Below are 17,600 nucleotides of genomic sequence, written 5' to 3' on the forward strand. Positions count from 1 at the left end.
TGTAGTCTGGGGCAGCAGTCCGCTGCCCCGGTTTTAGAGGGGCTTCGGATGAAATATCAATTTGCTGACGATTTCTGGTGGGGCAGTGCCACCTCTGCACCACAGTCGGAAGGCGCAGCCGCACGGGATGGCAAAAGCCAAAACATCTTCGATTACTGGTATGAGATTGCACCTGAACGTTTTCATCATCAGGTTGGTCCGTCCGAAACCTCCACGTTTTATGACAATTTCCAGCAAGACATCCTGCTGTTAAAGGCCCTCGGGCATAATACCTTCCGAACCTCCATCTCCTGGTCTCGATTGATCCCGCAGGGGGATGGCGAAGTGAACCCAAAAGCAGTGGCTTTCTATAATGCGATGATTGACAGTCTGCTGGCCCAGGGCATTACGCCATTTATCAATCTTTACCACTTTGATATGCCAATGTGTATGCAGCAACAAGGGGGGTGGGAAAGCCGGAAAGTCGTTGAGGCCTATGCGCGTTATGCCAGAACCTGCTTCAGCTTGTTTGGCGATAGAGTCACCCATTGGTTCACATTTAATGAGCCGATTGTGCCGGTAGAAGCGGGGTATCTGAACGACCTGCATTATCCTTGTGTGGTCGATTTCAAAAGAGCGATCACGGTGGCTTATCACAGCGTTTTGGCCCATGCCAAAGCAGTGAGTGAGTTCAGGGCGTTGGATAATGCAGGCACGATAGGCATTATTTTGAACCTGAGCCCAACTTATCCTCGCTCGGACAGTGAGGAAGATCGCGTGGCGGCGCACTATGCGGATCTGCTACTGAATAAGAGTTTCCTCGACCCGGTAACCAAAGGGCGCTATCCGGACGATTTGGTGAATTTACTGCGTGTTCATGATCTGTTGCCGCAGACAGCGCCGGAAGATGCGCAGCTGATTGCCGACGGAGTGGTGGATATTCTGGGTGTTAATTACTACCAACCGCGCAGGGTCAAAGCGAAAGAAGGCTACCGGGCGACAGATCCAGTGACTATGCCGGAAGATGTGTTCAGCTATTACGAGATGCCGGGGCGCAAGATTAACCCGCACCGTGGCTGGGAGATCTATGAAAAAGGCCTGTATGACATCCTGATGGATCTGAAGGAAAACTACGGCAATATTCCCTGCTATATTTCAGAAAACGGTATGGGCGTTGAGGGGGAAGAGGCTTTTATCGGCGCCAACGAGCGGGTGGAGGATGATTATCGGATCGATTTCATTCGCGACCATTTGAAATGGCTGCATCAGGCATTGTCAGAAGGTTCAAACTGTAAAGGTTACCATTTATGGACCTTTATTGACTGCTGGTCCTGGCTTAATGCCTATAAGAATCGCTACGGGTTAGTGCGGCTGGAGCGGGAAAGCCAACAACGCACGCTTAAGAAAAGTGGCTATTGGTTTGCCGAAACAGCCAGGCAAAATGGCTTTGACTAATGAGGGCGCACGCGGTGTCTGAGAACCTGGTTTCGCTAAATGCGAACGACGTTAAGCTGATTCGGGAGCAGGATTTCTTTAACTGCAAAGACTTCCATTTGTTTATCTATAACAAGGTGGAAAGCGCTACCGGGCTGCATCAGCATGACTACTACGAGTTCACTATCGTCCTGAGCGGTAAATGCTACCAGGAGATTAACGGCAAACGGGTGTTGCTGGAACGAGGGGATTTTGTCTTTATCCCTATAGGTTCGCATCATCAAAGTTTTTATGAGTTTGGCGCTGCAAAAATCTTCAACGTGGCAATCGGCAAGGTTTTCTTTGAAGAGAACTACCTGCAACAGTTGCCGCGCTGCTTTGTCGCTTCTCAGGCCTATAGCTTAAAAAATGAATTCCTTGCGTATATTGAGTCGGTGGTGGGTTCACCGCAGTTTCGTGAGGATGACTTTGCTGAGTTCTTGGAAACACTGACCTTTTATATCATCAGCCGCATTCGCCACTATAAGGAAGACAGCGGTGAAGGGGATGACATCCCGCAGTGGCTGAAGAATACGTTGGCGGGTATGCATGATAAAGCGATGTTTGGTGAAAAAGCGTTGCTCAATATGGTTGAGTTATCGGGAAAAACTCAGGAATACCTGACCCGTGCAATGCGGCGTTATTACCATAAAACGCCAATGCAGGTGATCAATGAAATCCGCATCAACTTCGCCAAAACGCAGCTTGAGGTCACCAACTATTCGGTTTCGGATATTGCCTTTGATTCGGGTTATGGTGATGTGAGCTTATTTATTAAAAACTTTAAAAGACTCACGGAAGTGACGCCGGGTAATTACCGAAAAAAGTTCTACGGCCCTATTTAGGGCCGCTTCCGATAAGTATTAACGCTGATATTCCGAATACTTTCAGGCCGACGATAGCCTGAAAAAATAAATTACTTTGCTTAAGCGAAGGGGAGTTGCCGTACCTGACGGACGGTATTCCCTTGCCAAAAATTTGTTAAATGGATGCCAAAATGGAAAAGTTACTGATAGTGAATGCCGACGATTTTGGTCTGAGCAAGGGCCAAAATTATGGCGTTATTGAGGCGTTTCACTATGGCGTTGTCTCTTCAACTACTGCGATGGTAAATAGCACGCATATCCAGCATGCCGCGAACCTCAGCCAGCGTTATCCGGGGTTACAGATTGGCCTGCACTTTGTGTTGACCCATGGGTATCCATTGACGGCCATGCCGTCGTTGGTTAACGAACGTGGGGAGTTGGGCAAGTGGTTATGGGAAAAGGCCGAGTCTGCACAACTTGATCTGAATGAAATCCACGATGAATTGATTAGCCAATATGACAAATTTATTGCCGTATTTGGTAAAGCGCCAACGCATATAGATAGCCACCATCATGTGCATATGCTGCCGCAAATTTACCCGCTGGTGGAGGCGTTTGCCCAATCTCAATCCATCCCACTACGCATAGGGCGCCAGGACGTAGAGCGACAAGATATTCCATTGCGTTACGACCACAGCACCGAGTGGTTTGATGCCGGCTTTTACGGTGAAGAGATATCCGAGGCGTTGTTTTTGCAGGTGCTTGAACGCACGGATCAACGCGGTGCCAAATCGGTAGAGATGATGTGCCACCCGGCGTTTCTGGATAAAACTATTTTAGCGAGCAAGTATTGCTACCCACGGCTTGCCGAAGTGGAGGTTTTGACATCGGCGGGCATTAAAAACGCGATAGCGGAGCGTGGCTATCGTTTGGGATCCTTCCTGGATCTGTAACAGCTTACAGCATCGAATGCGCTTTTTTCAGCCCGGTATCCTCATCGGGATCGGCCCCCTGCGGGATAGGCGTTTCAGGTTCTTCTTCCTCTGATGCGCCTGTGTCCTGTTGTTCTATCGGATCAGGGGCCGCTTCCGGTGGCGGCATAGTGTCATGGATGATCTGCTCATCAAACGTTGGGTTCAGTGCCGGGGAAAGAGGGGAACTGGTCAGGCTGTCCGGCAGGGGAATATGAGGTAATGGCGCATCCTGCACAAACTGCGATTCGTCCTGTTTTACCGTCCGGCTGAAGGCCACCAGCAACACACCGCAAAGTGCAAAGAAGGCATACAGTATATTGCCACCCAGTGGCTCGATCAGTGCACCTACAGCCAAAGGACCGATACTGGCACCGACGCCGAAGGCCATCAGCAAACAGGCGGCGAGGGATACGCGCCGTTCCGGTTCGATCAAATCGTTAGCCAGAGCAACCACCAATGGATACAGCGTGAACTGCAACATGCTGACGATAAAGCCCACCACCAGCAATACCGGGAAGTCAATGTGTGGCACCAGCGCCAGCGGCAGTGAAGCCACGATCAATAAAATAGCGTTGATACGCATCAACAATGTGCGGTTGTAACGGTCTGACAGCCAACTGAGCGGGAACTGCGCCACCAGCCCGGCGAAGATAGCTATCGCCATAAACAAGCCCGTCTGCTGGGTGGTTAGCGTTTGCATACTCGCATACACCGGTGCCAGTCCATAGAAAGAACCGACTACCATGCCGATCACCAACGTGGTCGCCAGTACTTTGGGAATAGCGCCAATAAAATAGCGCAATTCCATCGGCGCCGGTGACATGTGTCGGGCATTGGTACGGGTTGTGAGGGCGATAGGGACAAGGCAGAGTGCAAAGCACAGGGCGATAACCAATAGGGTGGTGATGCCAAGATTAGTCTGCAGCATTAAGACCACCTGGCCCAATGACATGCCCAGATAGGTGGCCGCCATATAGAAGCCGAAAACCATGCCGCGTTGGTTGGATTCCGCCTGATCGTTCAGCCAGCTTTCCAGCACCATAAATTGACACATCATGCACAAGCCGATAATCAGCCGCAGCACGACCCACACGGGGATGTATTCCGTCAGCCCGTGTCCCAGCACTGCTGCGGTAATAATACCGGCGCAGGATACGTAGGCGCGGATATGCCCGACACGAGCAATCAGAAAATGACCGACTTTGCCGCCGATCACCAGCCCGATATAGTTGGCGGCGATAATGGCACCGATCAACGCACCGGTCACGTGGATAGAGGTTAAACGCAAGGAGATGTACGTCGTGAGCAACCCTGAACCCAGTAGCATTAGTAGGGTGGTGGTATACAACGGAAAGAAAACACCTAACGTTTTTTTCACTCTATCATCCTAATCTTTTATTCTGATTTGCCCTGGCGCTGACTATGCTGACGGCAAAGACAACCCGGTGATATCCCTCGTGCAAAACACTGCCCGTTAACCCGAGCGTTACATTCGATACTAGCAGTTTGGTCTGCGGCTTAACACCGTATCCCTTGCGAAGCATCGCGCATTTCTGTCACCACAGCGTCAGGCAAGGTTGATAAATGCTACTATCGGGCGCATATACCTTGATTCGCTAAGGAGAGGTTATGAGTGAAAACCAACTGCGTAAACTCAGTATTGCGGTAGGGGAAAAACTGAAGGCTAATGGTCAGTGGATCACCTGTGCGGAATCTTGTACTGGCGGTGGTATCGCCAAAGCGATCACTGACATTGCCGGCAGTTCTGCCTATTTTGATCGTGGCTTTGTCACCTACAGTAATGCCGCGAAACATGACTTGCTGGGCGTGGCTGAAGGTACATTGGTGGCGCACGGTGCCGTGAGCGAAGAAGTGGTGCGTGAAATGGCTCAGGGAGCATTACATGCAGCACAGGCCAATTTGGCACTGTCAGTCAGTGGTATTGCCGGGCCGGATGGTGGTAGTGCGGAAAAACCGGTGGGTACGGTCTGGTTTGGTTTTGCTGAACGCACCGGGCGAGTATTGGCGCGTAAGATGCAATTTGCCGGCGATCGCGATGCAGTGCGGCTTCAGGCGACGATTTTCGCGCTGCAAACCGCCCTTGATGAATTTTTGTAAAATTAGGCTTGATACTGTATGACCATACAGTATAATTAGTGACATTTCCTGCACAACATACATTCAGTGGCAGTGTGGGGTAACACCGACATTGCGTAACGAAGGAGCAAAAATGGCTATTGATGAGAACAAGCAAAAGGCGCTAGCTGCGGCACTGGGCCAGATTGAGAAACAGTTCGGCAAAGGCTCCATCATGCGTCTGGGTGAAGACCGTTCTATGGACGTAGAAACGATCTCTACCGGCTCACTGTCACTTGATATCGCATTGGGTGCGGGCGGCCTGCCAATGGGCCGTATCGTTGAAATTTACGGTCCAGAGTCTTCAGGTAAAACGACCCTGACCTTGCAGGTTATCGCTGCAGCGCAGCGCGAAGGTAAAACCTGTGCGTTCATTGATGCTGAACATGCGCTGGATCCGGTATATGCGAAAAAGCTGGGCGTTGATATCGACAACCTGCTGTGTTCTCAGCCAGATACGGGTGAGCAAGCATTGGAAATCTGTGACGCCTTAACCCGCTCTGGCGCGGTTGATGTGATCATCGTTGACTCCGTAGCAGCGTTGACGCCAAAAGCAGAAATCGAAGGCGAAATCGGTGACTCACACATGGGCCTGGCGGCACGTATGATGAGCCAGGCAATGCGTAAACTGGCCGGTAACCTGAAAAACGCCAACACGCTGCTGATCTTTATCAACCAGATCCGTATGAAAATTGGTGTGATGTTCGGTAACCCGGAAACTACCACCGGTGGTAACGCATTGAAGTTCTATGCTTCTGTCCGTCTGGATATCCGCCGTATCGGCGCGGTGAAAGAAGGCGACGAAGTGATCGGCAGCGAAACCCGCGTTAAAGTGGTAAAAAATAAAATCGCTGCTCCGTTCAAGCAGGCCGAGTTCCAAATCTTGTACGGTGAAGGTATCAACAGTCGCGGTGAATTGGTCGATCTGGGCGTTAAGCACAAGATGATCGAGAAAGCGGGTGCCTGGTACAGCTACAACGGCGATAAAATTGGTCAAGGTAAGGCAAACGCCTGTAATTTCTTGAAAGAAAACCCTGCGGTTGCCGCTGAGTTGGATAAAAAACTGCGTGATCTGCTGCTGCACAGCAGCGGTGAACTGGTTGCTGCAACCAATGAAGGCTTCGACGATGAAGCTGAAACCAGCGAAGAGTTTTAATCGCTGCTGATGTTCGTGAGTGCCGTTGTTTAAGGCACCACGAACATCAATTAAATCAGGCTTGAATAATGAATGACTTGCTAAGCCGCGCCATGCGCCTGCTGTCGCAACGCGATCATAGTGAAGCTGAACTGCGCCGCAAACTTGCGGCGCAGCCATTTATGGCGAAAGCCCGATTTGGTGCAAAATCTCCCTCGTCCTCTGTTCCACCTCCTGAAGAGCCTGTTGATCCTGCCGTTATTGAACAGGTCATCGCTTATTGCTATCAGCATAACTGGCTGGACGATCAACGCTTTGCCATAAGCTACATTGGTAGCCGCAGTCGTAAAGGCTATGGTGCGCAACGGATCCGTTCTGAACTGATGCAAAAAGGGGTGGATAAAGAGCTAACACAGGCCGCGTTGGCGGACTGCGATATTGACTGGTGTGAGCAGGCCAAACAGGTGGCGCAACGTAAATTTGGTGACGAGTTACCAACGGACTGGAAAGAGAAAGCCAAAGTACAGCGTTATCTACTCTATCGTGGCTTCTTCCAGGAAGAAATTCAGTCAATTTACCGTGATTTTGCGCAATGAACGCACACGGGGTTTTACTTCCCCTTGAAGAAAATTTATCTTATCCCCACTTTTTGTTCGTGAGCTAGATGTCATCGTCAGGATGTCACGTATCTTGCTCACGTGTCGTTATTCTAGCCTTTCCGGGAAAATTATGAGCAAGAGCACCGCTGAGATCCGTCAAGCGTTTCTCGATTTCTTTCATAGTAAGGGTCATCAGGTTGTAGCAAGCAGCTCCCTGGTACCTGACAATGATCCGACATTGCTGTTTACCAATGCCGGCATGAACCAATTTAAAGATGTTTTCCTGGGGCTGGACAAGCGCGCCTATTCCCGAGCAACCACCTCACAGCGTTGCGTACGTGCGGGCGGTAAGCATAACGATCTGGAGAACGTCGGTTATACCGCACGTCACCATACCTTCTTTGAAATGTTGGGTAACTTCAGCTTCGGCGACTATTTCAAACACGATGCTATTAGCTATGCATGGGAACTGCTGACCGGTGAAAACTGGTTTAATCTGCCGAAAGAAAGACTGTGGGTAACCGTCTACGAAACCGATGACGAAGCTTTCGACATCTGGCAGAAACAGATTGGTGTGCCGGCAGAACGTATTATCCGCATTGGCGATAATAAAGGCGGGGCTTTTGCCTCTGATAATTTCTGGCAGATGGGTGATACCGGTCCATGTGGCCCATGCACCGAGATTTTCTATGACCACGGTGATCACATCTGGGGTGGCCCACCGGGTAGCCCGGAAGAAGATGGCGATCGCTACATTGAGATCTGGAACCTGGTGTTCATGCAGTTCAACCGTCAATCAGACGGTACCATGTTGCCGTTACCAAAACCTTCGGTAGATACCGGTATGGGTCTGGAGCGTATTGCCGCAGTATTGCAGCATGTTAACTCCAACTATGAAATTGACCTGTTCAGCAAATTGATTGCCGCAGTAGCCAAGGTGACGGGTGCCACAGATTTGAATAACAAATCTCTGCGCGTCATTGCCGACCATATCCGTTCTTGTGCCTTCCTGGTTTCCGATGGCGTGACGCCGTCAAACGAAGGGCGTGGTTATGTGTTGCGCCGCATCATTCGTCGTGCTGTTCGCCATGGCAACATGCTGGGCGCGAAAGACAGCTTCTTCTACAAGCTGGTTGCGCCATTGATCGACGTAATGGGGCCGGCAGCCGACGAGTTGAAGCGTCAGCAGTCACTGGTTGAGCAAGTGCTGAAAACTGAAGAAGATCAGTTTGCGCGCACTCTGGAGCGTGGCTTGATCCTGCTGGACGAGGCGCTGGCCAAGCTGGAAGGCGATACTCTGGACGGTGAAACCGCATTCCGTCTGTACGATACCTACGGTTTCCCGATCGATCTGACTGCAGATGTGTGCCGTGAACGTGGCTTGAAAGTGGATGAAGCTGGTTTCGAACAAGCAATGGAAGCACAACGTCGCCGTGCGCGTGAATCCAGCGGCTTCGGTGCTGACTACAACAGCATGATCCGTGTTGATGGTGCCAGCCAATTCAACGGCTATGACCACGAGCAGCAGCAATCTACTGTGACTGCATTGTTCCGTGACGGCCAGCCAGTGGATGAAATCCACGCCGGTGAAGAAGCTGTAGTGGTGCTGGACGAGACCCCGTTCTACGGTGAGTCAGGTGGTCAGGTGGGCGATAAAGGCGTGCTGAAAGCCGCGGGTGCTGATTTTGAGGTAAGCGATACCCAGAAATACGGCCAGGCTATCGGCCATCAGGGCAAGCTGTCTCATGGTTCTCTGAAAGTGAAAGATCGCGTTGATGCGCAAATTGACACGGTTCGCCGCAATCGCATTCGCCTGAATCACTCCGCGACACACTTGTTGCATGCTGCACTGCGTCAGACGCTGGGTGAGCACGTAGCGCAGAAAGGCTCGTTGGTTAACGATAAATACCTGCGTTTCGACTTCTCACATTTTGAAGCGATGAAGCCAGAGCAAATTCGCGCAGTAGAAGATTTGGTTAACCAGCAAGTGCGCCGTAACCTGCCGGTGCAAACCGAAGTGATGGCGTTGGAAGATGCCAAAGAGAAGGGCGCAATGGCGCTGTTCGGTGAGAAGTACGACGACAGCGTGCGTGTACTGACCATGGGTGACTTCTCGACTGAGCTGTGTGGCGGTACTCACGCCAGCCGTACTGGCGATATCGGTTTGTTCCGGATTCTAAGTGAGTCAGGGACTGCCGCAGGTATCCGTCGTATTGAAGCGGTAACCGGTGAAGGTGCGATTGCTACCCTGCATCAGCAAAGCGATCTGTTACAGGACGTTGCACACCTTGTTAAAGGCGACAGTAACACCCTGACGGACAAAGTGCGTGCAGTTCTCGATCGTACCCGCGCACTGGAGAAAGAACTGCAGCAGTTGAAGGACCAGCAGGCGGCTCAGGAAAGTGCTTCATTATCTAGCCAGGCGAAAATGGTTAACGGCGTACGCTTGTTGGTCAGTCAGCTTGATAACGTTGAGGCCAAAATGCTGCGCACCATGGTTGATGATCTGAAAAATCAATTGGGTTCCGCGATTATCGTGCTGGCCACCACGGCTGATGATAAGGTGAGTTTGATTGCTGGCGTGACCAAAGATCTGACCGACCGAGTGAAAGCCGGCGAGTTGATCGGTACCGTAGCACAACAGGTTGGCGGTAAAGGGGGCGGACGTCCTGATATGGCGCAGGCCGGGGGGACAGATGTCAGTGCCCTGCCAGCGGCATTAGACAGCGTAGAAGCCTGGGTGGCCTCGAAACTGTGAATATAAATAAATAGCACTTACAAACGCCATAACTCATTACTGATTATGGCGTTTTTAACCTGTGCTAACACAATTTGGTTACAATTCCGGGAACAAAGTTTTTCAGGTCGGCTAAACTTATCATTATCTGAGGTGAGACCAAGTCTGCTTACATTTATTGTGGGTAACATGGCTTACGTTTTCACAGCATATGATGGATAATGACGGGGAAACTGAGAGACCCGACTCTTTTAATCTTTCAAGGAGCAAAGAATGTTAATTCTGACTCGTCGAGTTGGTGAAACCCTCATGATTGGCGATGAGGTCACTGTCACAGTGTTAGGGGTCAAGGGCAACCAGGTTCGTATTGGTGTGAATGCCCCTAAAGAGGTGTCAGTTCACCGCGAAGAAATCTATCAGCGCATTCAGGCAGAGAAGTCTCAACAGACGACTTACTGATTTCGAAGCAGCGTCTCGTTGCTCAGCGAGACGCTACTGCGCTTTTTTATGCCCGCCACAAACTATTCCCTGACTTCTTCTGCAAAATCTTCCAGCTCTCTTCTTCACTTTGTTTGCTATTTCACAGTAGCGGCTTGTTGATAAAACACTCTTTTTGCCGTGAAATCGCCCATGTTGAGCGTGAATTGTGCAAACGCACGTGAGTTGGGAAAAATTGTTTGACTTAAAAGTCGGAGAAAGTAATATGTGCGCCACGCAGTGCCGATGAGCTTCTCTAAAGCAAGTTAGGCACAATTCGAAAGAAGCGTATGGTGAGGTGGCCGAGAGGCTGAAGGCGCTCCCCTGCTAAGGGAGTATGCGGTCAAAAGCTGCATCCGGGGTTCGAATCCCCGCCTCACCGCCATTTGCATCCATAGCTCAGCTGGATAGAGTACTCGGCTACGAACCGAGCGGTCGGAGGTTCGAATCCTCCTGGATGCACCATATTTTGCAGTATGGTGGGGTAGTAACAACGTACCATACGGTATCAAAAAAGAATTCCTGTGCATCCATAGCTCAGCTGGATAGAGTACTCGGCTACGAACCGAGCGGTCGGAGGTTCGAATCCTCCTGGATGCACCATTCTTTCTGTCAACTTGTTTCTTCAAGCAGACAAATCAAAAATTAGTAATGCATCCATAGCTCAGCTGGATAGAGTACTCGGCTACGAACCGAGCGGTCGGAGGTTCGAATCCTCCTGGATGCACCATCTAAGAAAAACCCGCTTCGGCGGGTTTTTCGCTTTTCCGACCGCGAGCAGAGCGGTTGGAGGTTCGAGCCGGGCGCAGCGAGACAACGTTGCTTCAGCAACGGCCCGAAGGGAGAGGCGTAGCCGAATCATCCTCCGGGATGCACCATCTAAGAAAACCCGCTTCGGCGGATTTTTCGTTTTCTGGCATTCAGCAACACACTGCTGTTATCCCGCCATCCTTAGGCATCTGCACAGCACATTCCGCTATTACGCGATCAGCGACAACCTTCCGGCTTTACGCTAAAGTAGTTTTCTTTCCTCAACGATCATGGAGTAACGATGTACGACCGCTATCAGGGTCTTATTTTCGATATGGACGGCACCATTCTCGATACTGAGCCAACGCACCGCAAAGCGTGGCACGAGGTGTTGTCCCGTTACGGTATGACGTTTGATGAGGTGGCAATGGTGGCGTTGAGCGGCTCCCCGACCTGGCGTATTGCCCAGGCGATTATTGCCAGCCACCAGGCCGATCTCGATCCCCATCAGTTGGCTGCGGAGAAAACCCGTGCGGTAGAAGCGATGCTGTTGGACAGCGTTCGTCCCTTGCCGTTGATCGAGGTGGTGAAGGCCTACCATGGTCGTCGTCCTATGGCCGTGGGCACGGGCAGCGAGCACCGCATGGCAGAAACCTTGTTACGCCATCTGGGTCTGTTCCACTGCTTTGATGCGATCGTGGGCGCCGATGACGTGCAACGTCATAAGCCGGAGCCAGACACCTTCCTGCGTTGTGCCGAATTGATTGGTGTGCCGCCAGAGAAATGCGTGGTGTTTGAAGACGCAGACTTCGGTATTCAGGCCGCTAAAAGCGCCAATATGGCTGTGGTAGACGTTCGTACGCTGTGAGTAGTACGCTGGTCGTTATGTCGTTGTTTGGCAGCAGCTTCCTCAGTGCGACGTTGCTGCCGGGAAATTCAGAAATTGTTTTGGTCGCCTTGCTGACCAACAGCCGTGTCTCACCGGAAATACTGGTGCTGGCCGCGACGTTGGGTAATACGCTCGGTGGGTTGACCAATGTCATTATCGGGCGCCTGTTACCGGCGTTGAAACCACAGCGAGGACTGGATACAGCGCTCGGGTGGATGCAACGCTTCGGCCCGGCTGCGCTATTGCTCAGTTGGGTACCGGTAGTGGGCGATTTATTGTGCGTGTTGGCAGGTTGGCTGCGCATGCCCTGGGGCCCTGTCGCGCTGTTTCTGTGTATCGGAAAGGCGCTGCGTTACATCATTCTGACGATGATAACGTTACAGGGAATGGCCTGGTGGCATTAACGACGTGAATATAACTCAATATTCTCTCGGGTGCGGATTCAGTATGCTTACGAGTTCTTGTTTTTAGAAGCGGGAGGTCAATTTGATCCCGGACGTATCTCAGGCGCTTTCTTGGTTGGAAGCCCATCCCCATGCATTAAAAGGCATCCGTCGCGGCATTGAGAGTGAAACGCTGCGTGTTACCGCGGACGGTAAGCTTGCAACAACCGGGCATCCGGAGAAATTGGGGGCGGCATTAACGCACCACTGGATAACCACAGACTTTGCTGAGGCATTGTTAGAGTTCATTACGCCAGTTGACGACAACCTCGATCACTTGCTGACGTTCTTACGTGATATTCATCGTCACGTCGCGCGTAACCTGGGTGACGAGCGTATGTGGCCGCTTAGCATGCCGTGCTTTATTGAAGCCGAGCAGGACATTGAGCTGGCGCAGTTTGGCTCGTCGAACATTGGTCGCATGAAAACGCTGTATCGTGAAGGGTTGAAGAACCGATATGGCGCGTTGATGCAAACCATTTCCGGTGTGCACTACAATTTCTCACTGCCGCTGGAGTTCTGGCAGGCATGGGCTGGTGTTAAAGATGCTGAAAGTGGTAAGGAGCAGATCTCAGCGGGATATTTCCGCCTGATCCGTAACTATTACCGTTTTGGTTGGGTCATTCCGTACTTGTTTGGTGCATCGCCGGCGATCTGTTCTTCATTCCTGAAAGGGCGTGAAACCACGTTGCCATTTGAACGTACTGAACAAGGGATGTGTTATCTGCCGTATGCCACCTCGTTGCGTCTGAGCGATCTCGGTTATACCAACAAATCGCAGAGCAACCTGGGCATTACTTTCAACGATCTGCAAAGTTATGTTGAAGGCCTGAAGCGGGCAATTGCCACGCCATCAGAAGAGTTTGCCAAGTTGGGCGTAAAGGACGGCGATCGTTATCTGCAGTTGAACAGCAATGTGCTGCAGATCGAAAACGAACTCTATGCGCCAATTCGACCTAAGCGTGTGACCAACAGCGGAGAGACACCGTCAGATGCGCTGCTGCGCGGCGGTATCGAATACATTGAAGTTCGCTCGCTGGACATCAACCCATTCTCACCAATCGGTGTAGATGCGGTACAGGCACGTTTCCTGGACCTGTTCCTGGTGTGGTGTGTGCTGGCCGATGCGCCGGAGATGAGCAGCGATGAGTTGCTGTGCACGCGTAAAAACTGGAATCGTGTGATCCTCGAAGGCCGTAAACCGGGTCAAACGATTGGTATGGGCTGTGATGACAGCCGTGAGCCGCTGGCAAAAGTAGGTAAAGCACTGTTTGACGATCTGCGCCGCGTGGCGGAAGTGCTGGATAGCGAAGCCGGCGATAGTCAGTACCAGCAAGTGTGCGATGAACTGGTCGCGGCGTTTGACGATCCGGATTTGACATTCTCTGCCCGCATCCTGAAAGCGATGAAGGAAGAGGGGACGGGGCGTGTGGGCCTGGAACTGGCTGAACAATACCGTCAGATGTTGATAGAAGAGCCGCTGGAAATCCTGACTGAAGCCGATCTGGCAAATGAACAGGAAGCTTCGTGGGAGCGTCAACGTAACGTAGAAGCCAGTGATACGCTAAGCTTTGAAGAGTTCCTGAAGCAACATGGCGGGAGCTGAAAAAGAAAAAGGCCACATCAATGTGGCCAAATATGCATCTCTGATGACAGGGATGATGATAACAAATGCGCGTCTTTCACATATTCAGACTCGCTGAGTTAGAAAAGGTTTCCTGGTTAGATAAAAAAGTTTCGAAATAAATACTCTTTTACGAGGAGGTAACGAAATGCCATTGCTGGATAGCTTCACCGTAGACCATACTCGCATGGCAGCTCCGGCTGTCCGCGTAGCGAAAACCATGAAAACTCCTCATGGCGATACCATCACAGTGTTCGATCTGCGTTTCTGCCGTCCGAACCTGGAAGTGATGCCTGAGCGCGGTATTCATACGCTGGAACACCTGTTTGCCGGTTTTATGCGTGACCACCTGAATGGTCAGGGTGTTGAGATTATCGATATCTCCCCGATGGGATGCCGTACCGGCTTCTATATGAGCCTGATTGGTGTACCGGAAGAACAGCGAGTTGCCGATGCGTGGAAAGCCGCAATGGGCGATGTGCTGAAAGTGACCGATCAGCGTAAAATTCCTGAGCTGAATGAGTTCCAGTGTGGGACTTACCACATGCACTCATTGGAAGAAGCGCAGGAAATCGCTAAGCATATTCTTGATCACGACGTGGTAGTGAACCACAACGAAGAGTTGGCGCTGCCGAAAGAGAAGTTGCAAGAACTGCACATCTAGTTCGGTCCCGGTTTCAACGATAAAAAAAGACGCGATATTCGCGTCTTTTTTCTTGTGCACAGAAAACCCCCAGCTAGGCTGGGGGTTTAGTAAAGCTTTCAGCTTTGAGCCAGTTATAAAAACCCCTTTTGATTTGTTAAAACAGTTTGCGGTCTGGCAACTGCAAATGTTCAACAAGAAATCAAAAGGGGGTCCCAATGAGGGACGAAAAGAGCTTAGCGCACACCAGATGGAACTGTAAATATCACATAGTTTTTGCGCCGAAGTACCGAAGAAAGGTGTTCTACGGGGAAAAACGCAAAGCGATTGGCAGTATTTTAAGAAAGCTGTGCGAATGGAAAAACGTGAATATTCTGGAAGCGGAATGCTGTGCGGATCACATTCATATGCTTCTGGAAATCCCGCCGAAGATGAGTGTATCGGGGTTTATGGGGTACCTGAAGGGAAAGAGCAGCCTGATGCTTTATGAGCAGTTTGGGGATTTGAAGTTCAAATACCGTAACAGGGAGTTTTGGTGCCGAGGGTATTACGTTGATACGGTAGGGAAAAACACGGCCAGGATACAAGAATACATAAAGCACCAACTGGAAGAGGATAAAATGGGTGAGCAACTCTCGATCCCGTATCCAGGTAGCCCGTTTACGGGCCGTAAGTAATCCATAGATGCAAATGTCAGATTGCTATGCGCCTGTTAGGGCGCGGCTGGTAACAGAGCCTTATAGGCGCATATGAAAAACCTCCGGCTATGCCGGAGGATATTTATTTCCGGGGGTCAGTGTTGCTGAACACTGGATTGCAGTGATTTTATCGGCGTGACCCGCACCTGTTTGATCATATTGTCCTGTACGTCTAGGATATCGATATCATAGTGACCTACGCGGGCTCGAGTGCCGATTTCAGGGATTTCTTCCAGTTCTTCCAACAGCATACCGTTAACCGTACGCGCATCAGTGGCCGGCAGGGTCCAATTGAACGCCTTGTTTAACTCGCGCACGTTGGCAGTACCGTCTATCAAGACTGAACCATCGCTCTGCGGATTGACCTCTTCCGCTAACGTTGGTGACATGGAGGTTGTGAAATCACCGACAATCTCTTCCAGGATATCTTCAACCGTCACCAACCCCTGAATATCACCGTATTCGTCTACGACGATGCCAACCTTTTCTTTGTTACGTTGGAATTTCACCAGTTGGACATTCAGTGGCGTCCCCTCAGGTACGTAGTAAATCTCATCGGCGGCGCGCAGCAGGTTCTCTTTATTGAACTCTTTCTTCTCGGTCATCAGACGGTAGGCTTCACGTACCCGCAGCATTCCGATAGCGTCATCCAGCGAGCTGCGGTACAGCACAATACGGCCGTGCGGCGAGTGTGTGAGTTGACGCATGATTGATTTCCAGTCGTCGTTGACATCGATACCGACGATTTCATTACGCGGCACCATGATGTCGTTCACGGTCACTTTTTCAAGGTCCAACACTGAAATCAGCATGTCCTGATTGCGACGAGATATCTGCGAGTGGGATTCGTTAACGATAGTACGCAGCTCATCTTTGCTGACGGCGTCGCTGACGCGCACGTTGGTATGGATACCAAACAGGCGCAGAACTAACGTGGTGATGCCATTGAGCAGCCATACCAGCGGAAACATGACCTTTTGCAGCGGCGCCAGTAAAAAGCTGCTGGGGAAGGCGATGCGTTCCGGATACAGTGCAGCGAAGGTTTTCGGCAGTACTTCGGCGAACAACAGTACGGCAAACGTCAATACACCGGTGGCGATAGCGACACCAAAATCGCCATATAGACGCATACCGACAATAGTCGCCAACGCGGAGGCGAGAATATTCACCAGATTATTGCCGATCAGGACGAGGCCAATCAGACGGTCCGGTTTTTTCAGTAGCTTCTCGACCCGGCGGGCAGAGCGGTTACCCTGCTTGGAGAGATGACGGAGACGATAGCGGTTTAGCGTCATCATGCCGGTTTCGGATGCTGAGAAGTAAGCGGAAACCACAATCATAACCACCAGGATAATGATCAGGGTTCCTGTCGAAACATGCTCCAACGCGGTATTCCTTATATATGGAGAAAGAGAGTCTGAGACGTTAACGAACCATCACTTGTTGGATCAGACGGCTGCCGAAGTAGGCTAATGTTAGCAAGAAGGCGCCGGCAAAACTGAACCAAACGACACGGCGGCCACGCCAGCCTTCATGGTAATGACCCCACAACAAAACGATATAGACAAACCATGCCATGATGGACAGCACAGCTTTGTGCACATTCTCTTTGCTGAACAAGTTATCCATATAAAGCAAGCCTGTGCACAACGTGAGAGTCAGTAGCACGACACCGATTTGGGTGATATGGAACATTTTACGCTCGATGCTCATCAGTGGCGGCATATCGGCGCTGAAGGACAGCTTTTTATTTTTCAGCAGATAGTCCAGCCAGGCGAGCTGCAACGCATAAAGTGCGGCGATGATCAGCGTGGCGTAGGAAAACAGTGCCAGGCCGATGTGCACCATCAGTTCAGGGCTGGCTTCCAGATGCGTAATAAACTCACCAGGCATAAAACTGGCAAAGGCGAGATTGATCATCGCGAAGCTATAAACGATGGGCAGCAAGAACCAGCCGCGATCGCGTGAAGCGACAAACGTCATGACCGAGCAGATGATCAGGCTGACTATCGAGCCGATATTGAGCAAGCTGAGGTTTTGCCCGGCACTGACATCAAAAATACGCTGTTGCAGTGCGACGGCGTGGCAAACCAACGCTACCACCGCCGAGACGAGAGCAAGCCGACGGTATGCGCTGTTCTTCCGCAACAAACTGGGAATAATCAGTCCAAGGCTGAGCAGGTAGGCGATCAAAGCCACAATGGAGAAAACTGGCATAGCGTTTAATTTTGCTTCGG

The 17,600-nt window shown here is 51.0% G+C and carries 16 protein-coding genes, 4 tRNA genes and 1 other RNA gene; 18 read left to right on the forward strand and 3 right to left on the reverse strand.

The window, feature by feature from the left end:
- The first annotated feature begins 48 nt into the window (after positions 1–48).
- The 3 genes from SGBXF1_RS03880 to chbG all read left to right on the forward strand — a co-directional run bounded on the left by SGBXF1_RS03880 (position 49) and on the right by chbG (position 3,211).
- Positions 49–1,434, forward strand: a complete 1,386-nt coding sequence (locus tag SGBXF1_RS03880) for a glycoside hydrolase family 1 protein (RefSeq protein WP_186427853.1) — start codon at positions 49–51, stop codon at positions 1,432–1,434.
- Positions 1,434–2,297, forward strand: a complete 864-nt coding sequence (chbR, locus tag SGBXF1_RS03885; RefSeq protein WP_037424765.1) for a transcriptional regulator ChbR — start codon at positions 1,434–1,436, stop codon at positions 2,295–2,297. The genes SGBXF1_RS03880 and chbR overlap by 1 nt, the downstream gene beginning before the upstream one ends.
- A 152-nt stretch (positions 2,298–2,449) precedes the next feature.
- Positions 2,450–3,211, forward strand: a complete 762-nt coding sequence (gene chbG, locus SGBXF1_RS03890; RefSeq protein ID WP_186427854.1) for a chitin disaccharide deacetylase — start codon at positions 2,450–2,452, stop codon at positions 3,209–3,211.
- 4 nt (positions 3,212–3,215) lie between these two features.
- Here chbG and SGBXF1_RS03895 read toward each other — a convergent pair whose 3' ends face one another.
- Entirely contained in the window at positions 3,216–4,610 is a 1,395-nt protein-coding gene (locus tag SGBXF1_RS03895) for an MFS transporter (RefSeq protein WP_186427855.1), read from the reverse strand.
- Positions 4,611–4,861: 251 nt separating this feature from the next.
- Here SGBXF1_RS03895 and pncC point away from each other — a divergent pair, with 251 nt between their 5' ends.
- The 15 genes from pncC (at position 4,862) to tnpA (ending at position 15,342) form a co-directional block, all read left to right on the forward strand.
- Positions 4,862–5,350: a nicotinamide-nucleotide amidase gene (gene pncC, locus SGBXF1_RS03900; RefSeq protein WP_061807314.1), complete on the forward strand. Its 489-nt coding sequence runs from the start codon at positions 4,862–4,864 to the stop codon at positions 5,348–5,350.
- 112 nt (positions 5,351–5,462) lie between these two features.
- Entirely contained in the window at positions 5,463–6,524 is a 1,062-nt protein-coding gene (recA, locus tag SGBXF1_RS03905) for a recombinase RecA (protein WP_037424778.1), read from the forward strand.
- A gap of 68 nt (positions 6,525–6,592) precedes the next feature.
- Positions 6,593–7,099, forward strand: a complete 507-nt coding sequence (recX, locus tag SGBXF1_RS03910; protein WP_186427856.1) for a recombination regulator RecX — start codon at positions 6,593–6,595, stop codon at positions 7,097–7,099.
- A gap of 133 nt (positions 7,100–7,232) precedes the next feature.
- Positions 7,233–9,860, forward strand: a complete 2,628-nt coding sequence (gene alaS / locus SGBXF1_RS03915) for an alanine--tRNA ligase (protein ID WP_061807312.1) — start codon at positions 7,233–7,235, stop codon at positions 9,858–9,860.
- 252 nt (positions 9,861–10,112) lie between these two features.
- The gene (csrA, locus tag SGBXF1_RS03920; RefSeq protein ID WP_004091602.1) at positions 10,113–10,298 is read left to right on the forward strand and encodes a carbon storage regulator CsrA; all 186 of its coding nucleotides are present in this window, start codon (positions 10,113–10,115) and stop codon (positions 10,296–10,298) included.
- A 310-nt stretch (positions 10,299–10,608) separates the two neighbouring features.
- Positions 10,609–10,701: transfer RNA gene (locus tag SGBXF1_RS03925), tRNA-Ser, on the forward strand.
- 3 nt (positions 10,702–10,704) lie between these two features.
- A tRNA-Arg gene (locus SGBXF1_RS03930) sits at positions 10,705–10,781 on the forward strand.
- A 61-nt stretch (positions 10,782–10,842) separates the two neighbouring features.
- Positions 10,843–10,919 (forward strand) — tRNA-Arg (locus SGBXF1_RS03935).
- A 50-nt stretch (positions 10,920–10,969) separates the two neighbouring features.
- Positions 10,970–11,046: transfer RNA gene (locus SGBXF1_RS03940), tRNA-Arg, on the forward strand.
- A gap of 27 nt (positions 11,047–11,073) precedes the next feature.
- Positions 11,074–11,194, forward strand: a non-coding RNA gene (locus tag SGBXF1_RS03945) — RtT sRNA.
- A gap of 173 nt (positions 11,195–11,367) precedes the next feature.
- Positions 11,368–11,934 (forward strand): fructose-1-phosphate/6-phosphogluconate phosphatase, encoded by a 567-nt coding sequence (gene yqaB, locus SGBXF1_RS03950; protein ID WP_186427857.1) that lies wholly within the window; start codon positions 11,368–11,370, stop codon positions 11,932–11,934.
- Positions 11,931–12,359 carry a YqaA family protein gene (locus SGBXF1_RS03955; protein ID WP_186427858.1) on the forward strand — a complete coding sequence of 143 codons (429 nt, stop codon included), beginning with the start codon at positions 11,931–11,933 and terminating at the stop codon, positions 12,357–12,359. Before yqaB ends, SGBXF1_RS03955 begins: the two co-directional genes overlap by 4 nt.
- Before the next feature lie 82 nt (positions 12,360–12,441).
- On the forward strand, positions 12,442–14,004 hold the full coding sequence (gshA, locus tag SGBXF1_RS03960; RefSeq protein WP_186427859.1) for a glutamate--cysteine ligase: 1,563 nt from the start codon (positions 12,442–12,444) through the stop codon (positions 14,002–14,004).
- A gap of 166 nt (positions 14,005–14,170) precedes the next feature.
- The gene (gene luxS, locus SGBXF1_RS03965; RefSeq protein ID WP_037424812.1) at positions 14,171–14,686 is read left to right on the forward strand and encodes an S-ribosylhomocysteine lyase; all 516 of its coding nucleotides are present in this window, start codon (positions 14,171–14,173) and stop codon (positions 14,684–14,686) included.
- 197 nt (positions 14,687–14,883) lie between these two features.
- A complete protein-coding gene (gene tnpA, locus SGBXF1_RS03970; RefSeq protein WP_129935314.1) occupies positions 14,884–15,342 on the forward strand; it encodes an IS200/IS605-like element IS1541C family transposase in 459 nt (152 codons plus the stop codon).
- A gap of 116 nt (positions 15,343–15,458) precedes the next feature.
- Here the strand turns inward: tnpA and SGBXF1_RS03975 are convergent, their stop codons facing one another.
- Positions 15,459–16,748 carry an HlyC/CorC family transporter gene (locus SGBXF1_RS03975; protein WP_037424814.1) on the reverse strand — a complete coding sequence of 430 codons (1,290 nt, stop codon included), beginning with the start codon at positions 16,746–16,748 and terminating at the stop codon, positions 15,459–15,461.
- A gap of 40 nt (positions 16,749–16,788) precedes the next feature.
- On the reverse strand, positions 16,789–17,580 hold the full coding sequence (locus SGBXF1_RS03980; RefSeq protein WP_186427860.1) for a cytochrome C assembly family protein: 792 nt from the start codon (positions 17,578–17,580) through the stop codon (positions 16,789–16,791).
- Between the last annotated feature and the right edge of the window lie 20 nt (positions 17,581–17,600).

Source organism: Serratia grimesii, from assembly GCF_900186025.1.
GTDB classification, from domain to species: Bacteria; Pseudomonadota; Gammaproteobacteria; order Enterobacterales; family Enterobacteriaceae; genus Serratia; species Serratia grimesii.

Excerpts from the sequence above, each read along its gene's own strand:
- SGBXF1_RS03880 (WP_186427853.1), top strand. The coding sequence starts at position 49 with ATGAAATATCAATTTGCTGACGATTTCTGGTGGGGCAGTGCCACCTCT.
- chbR (WP_037424765.1), top strand. The coding sequence starts at position 1,434 with ATGAGGGCGCACGCGGTGTCTGAGAACCTGGTTTCGCTAAATGCGAAC.
- chbG (WP_186427854.1), top strand. The coding sequence starts at position 2,450 with ATGGAAAAGTTACTGATAGTGAATGCCGACGATTTTGGTCTGAGCAAG.
- pncC (WP_061807314.1), top strand. The coding sequence starts at position 4,862 with ATGAGTGAAAACCAACTGCGTAAACTCAGTATTGCGGTAGGGGAAAAA.
- recA (WP_037424778.1), top strand. The coding sequence starts at position 5,463 with ATGGCTATTGATGAGAACAAGCAAAAGGCGCTAGCTGCGGCACTGGGC.
- recX (WP_186427856.1), top strand. The coding sequence starts at position 6,593 with ATGAATGACTTGCTAAGCCGCGCCATGCGCCTGCTGTCGCAACGCGAT.
- alaS (WP_061807312.1), top strand. The coding sequence starts at position 7,233 with ATGAGCAAGAGCACCGCTGAGATCCGTCAAGCGTTTCTCGATTTCTTT.
- csrA (WP_004091602.1), top strand. The coding sequence starts at position 10,113 with ATGTTAATTCTGACTCGTCGAGTTGGTGAAACCCTCATGATTGGCGAT.
- yqaB (WP_186427857.1), top strand. The coding sequence starts at position 11,368 with ATGTACGACCGCTATCAGGGTCTTATTTTCGATATGGACGGCACCATT.
- luxS (WP_037424812.1), top strand. The coding sequence starts at position 14,171 with ATGCCATTGCTGGATAGCTTCACCGTAGACCATACTCGCATGGCAGCT.
- tnpA (WP_129935314.1), top strand. The coding sequence starts at position 14,884 with ATGAGGGACGAAAAGAGCTTAGCGCACACCAGATGGAACTGTAAATAT.
- SGBXF1_RS03980 (WP_186427860.1), bottom strand. The coding sequence starts at position 17,580 with ATGCCAGTTTTCTCCATTGTGGCTTTGATCGCCTACCTGCTCAGCCTT.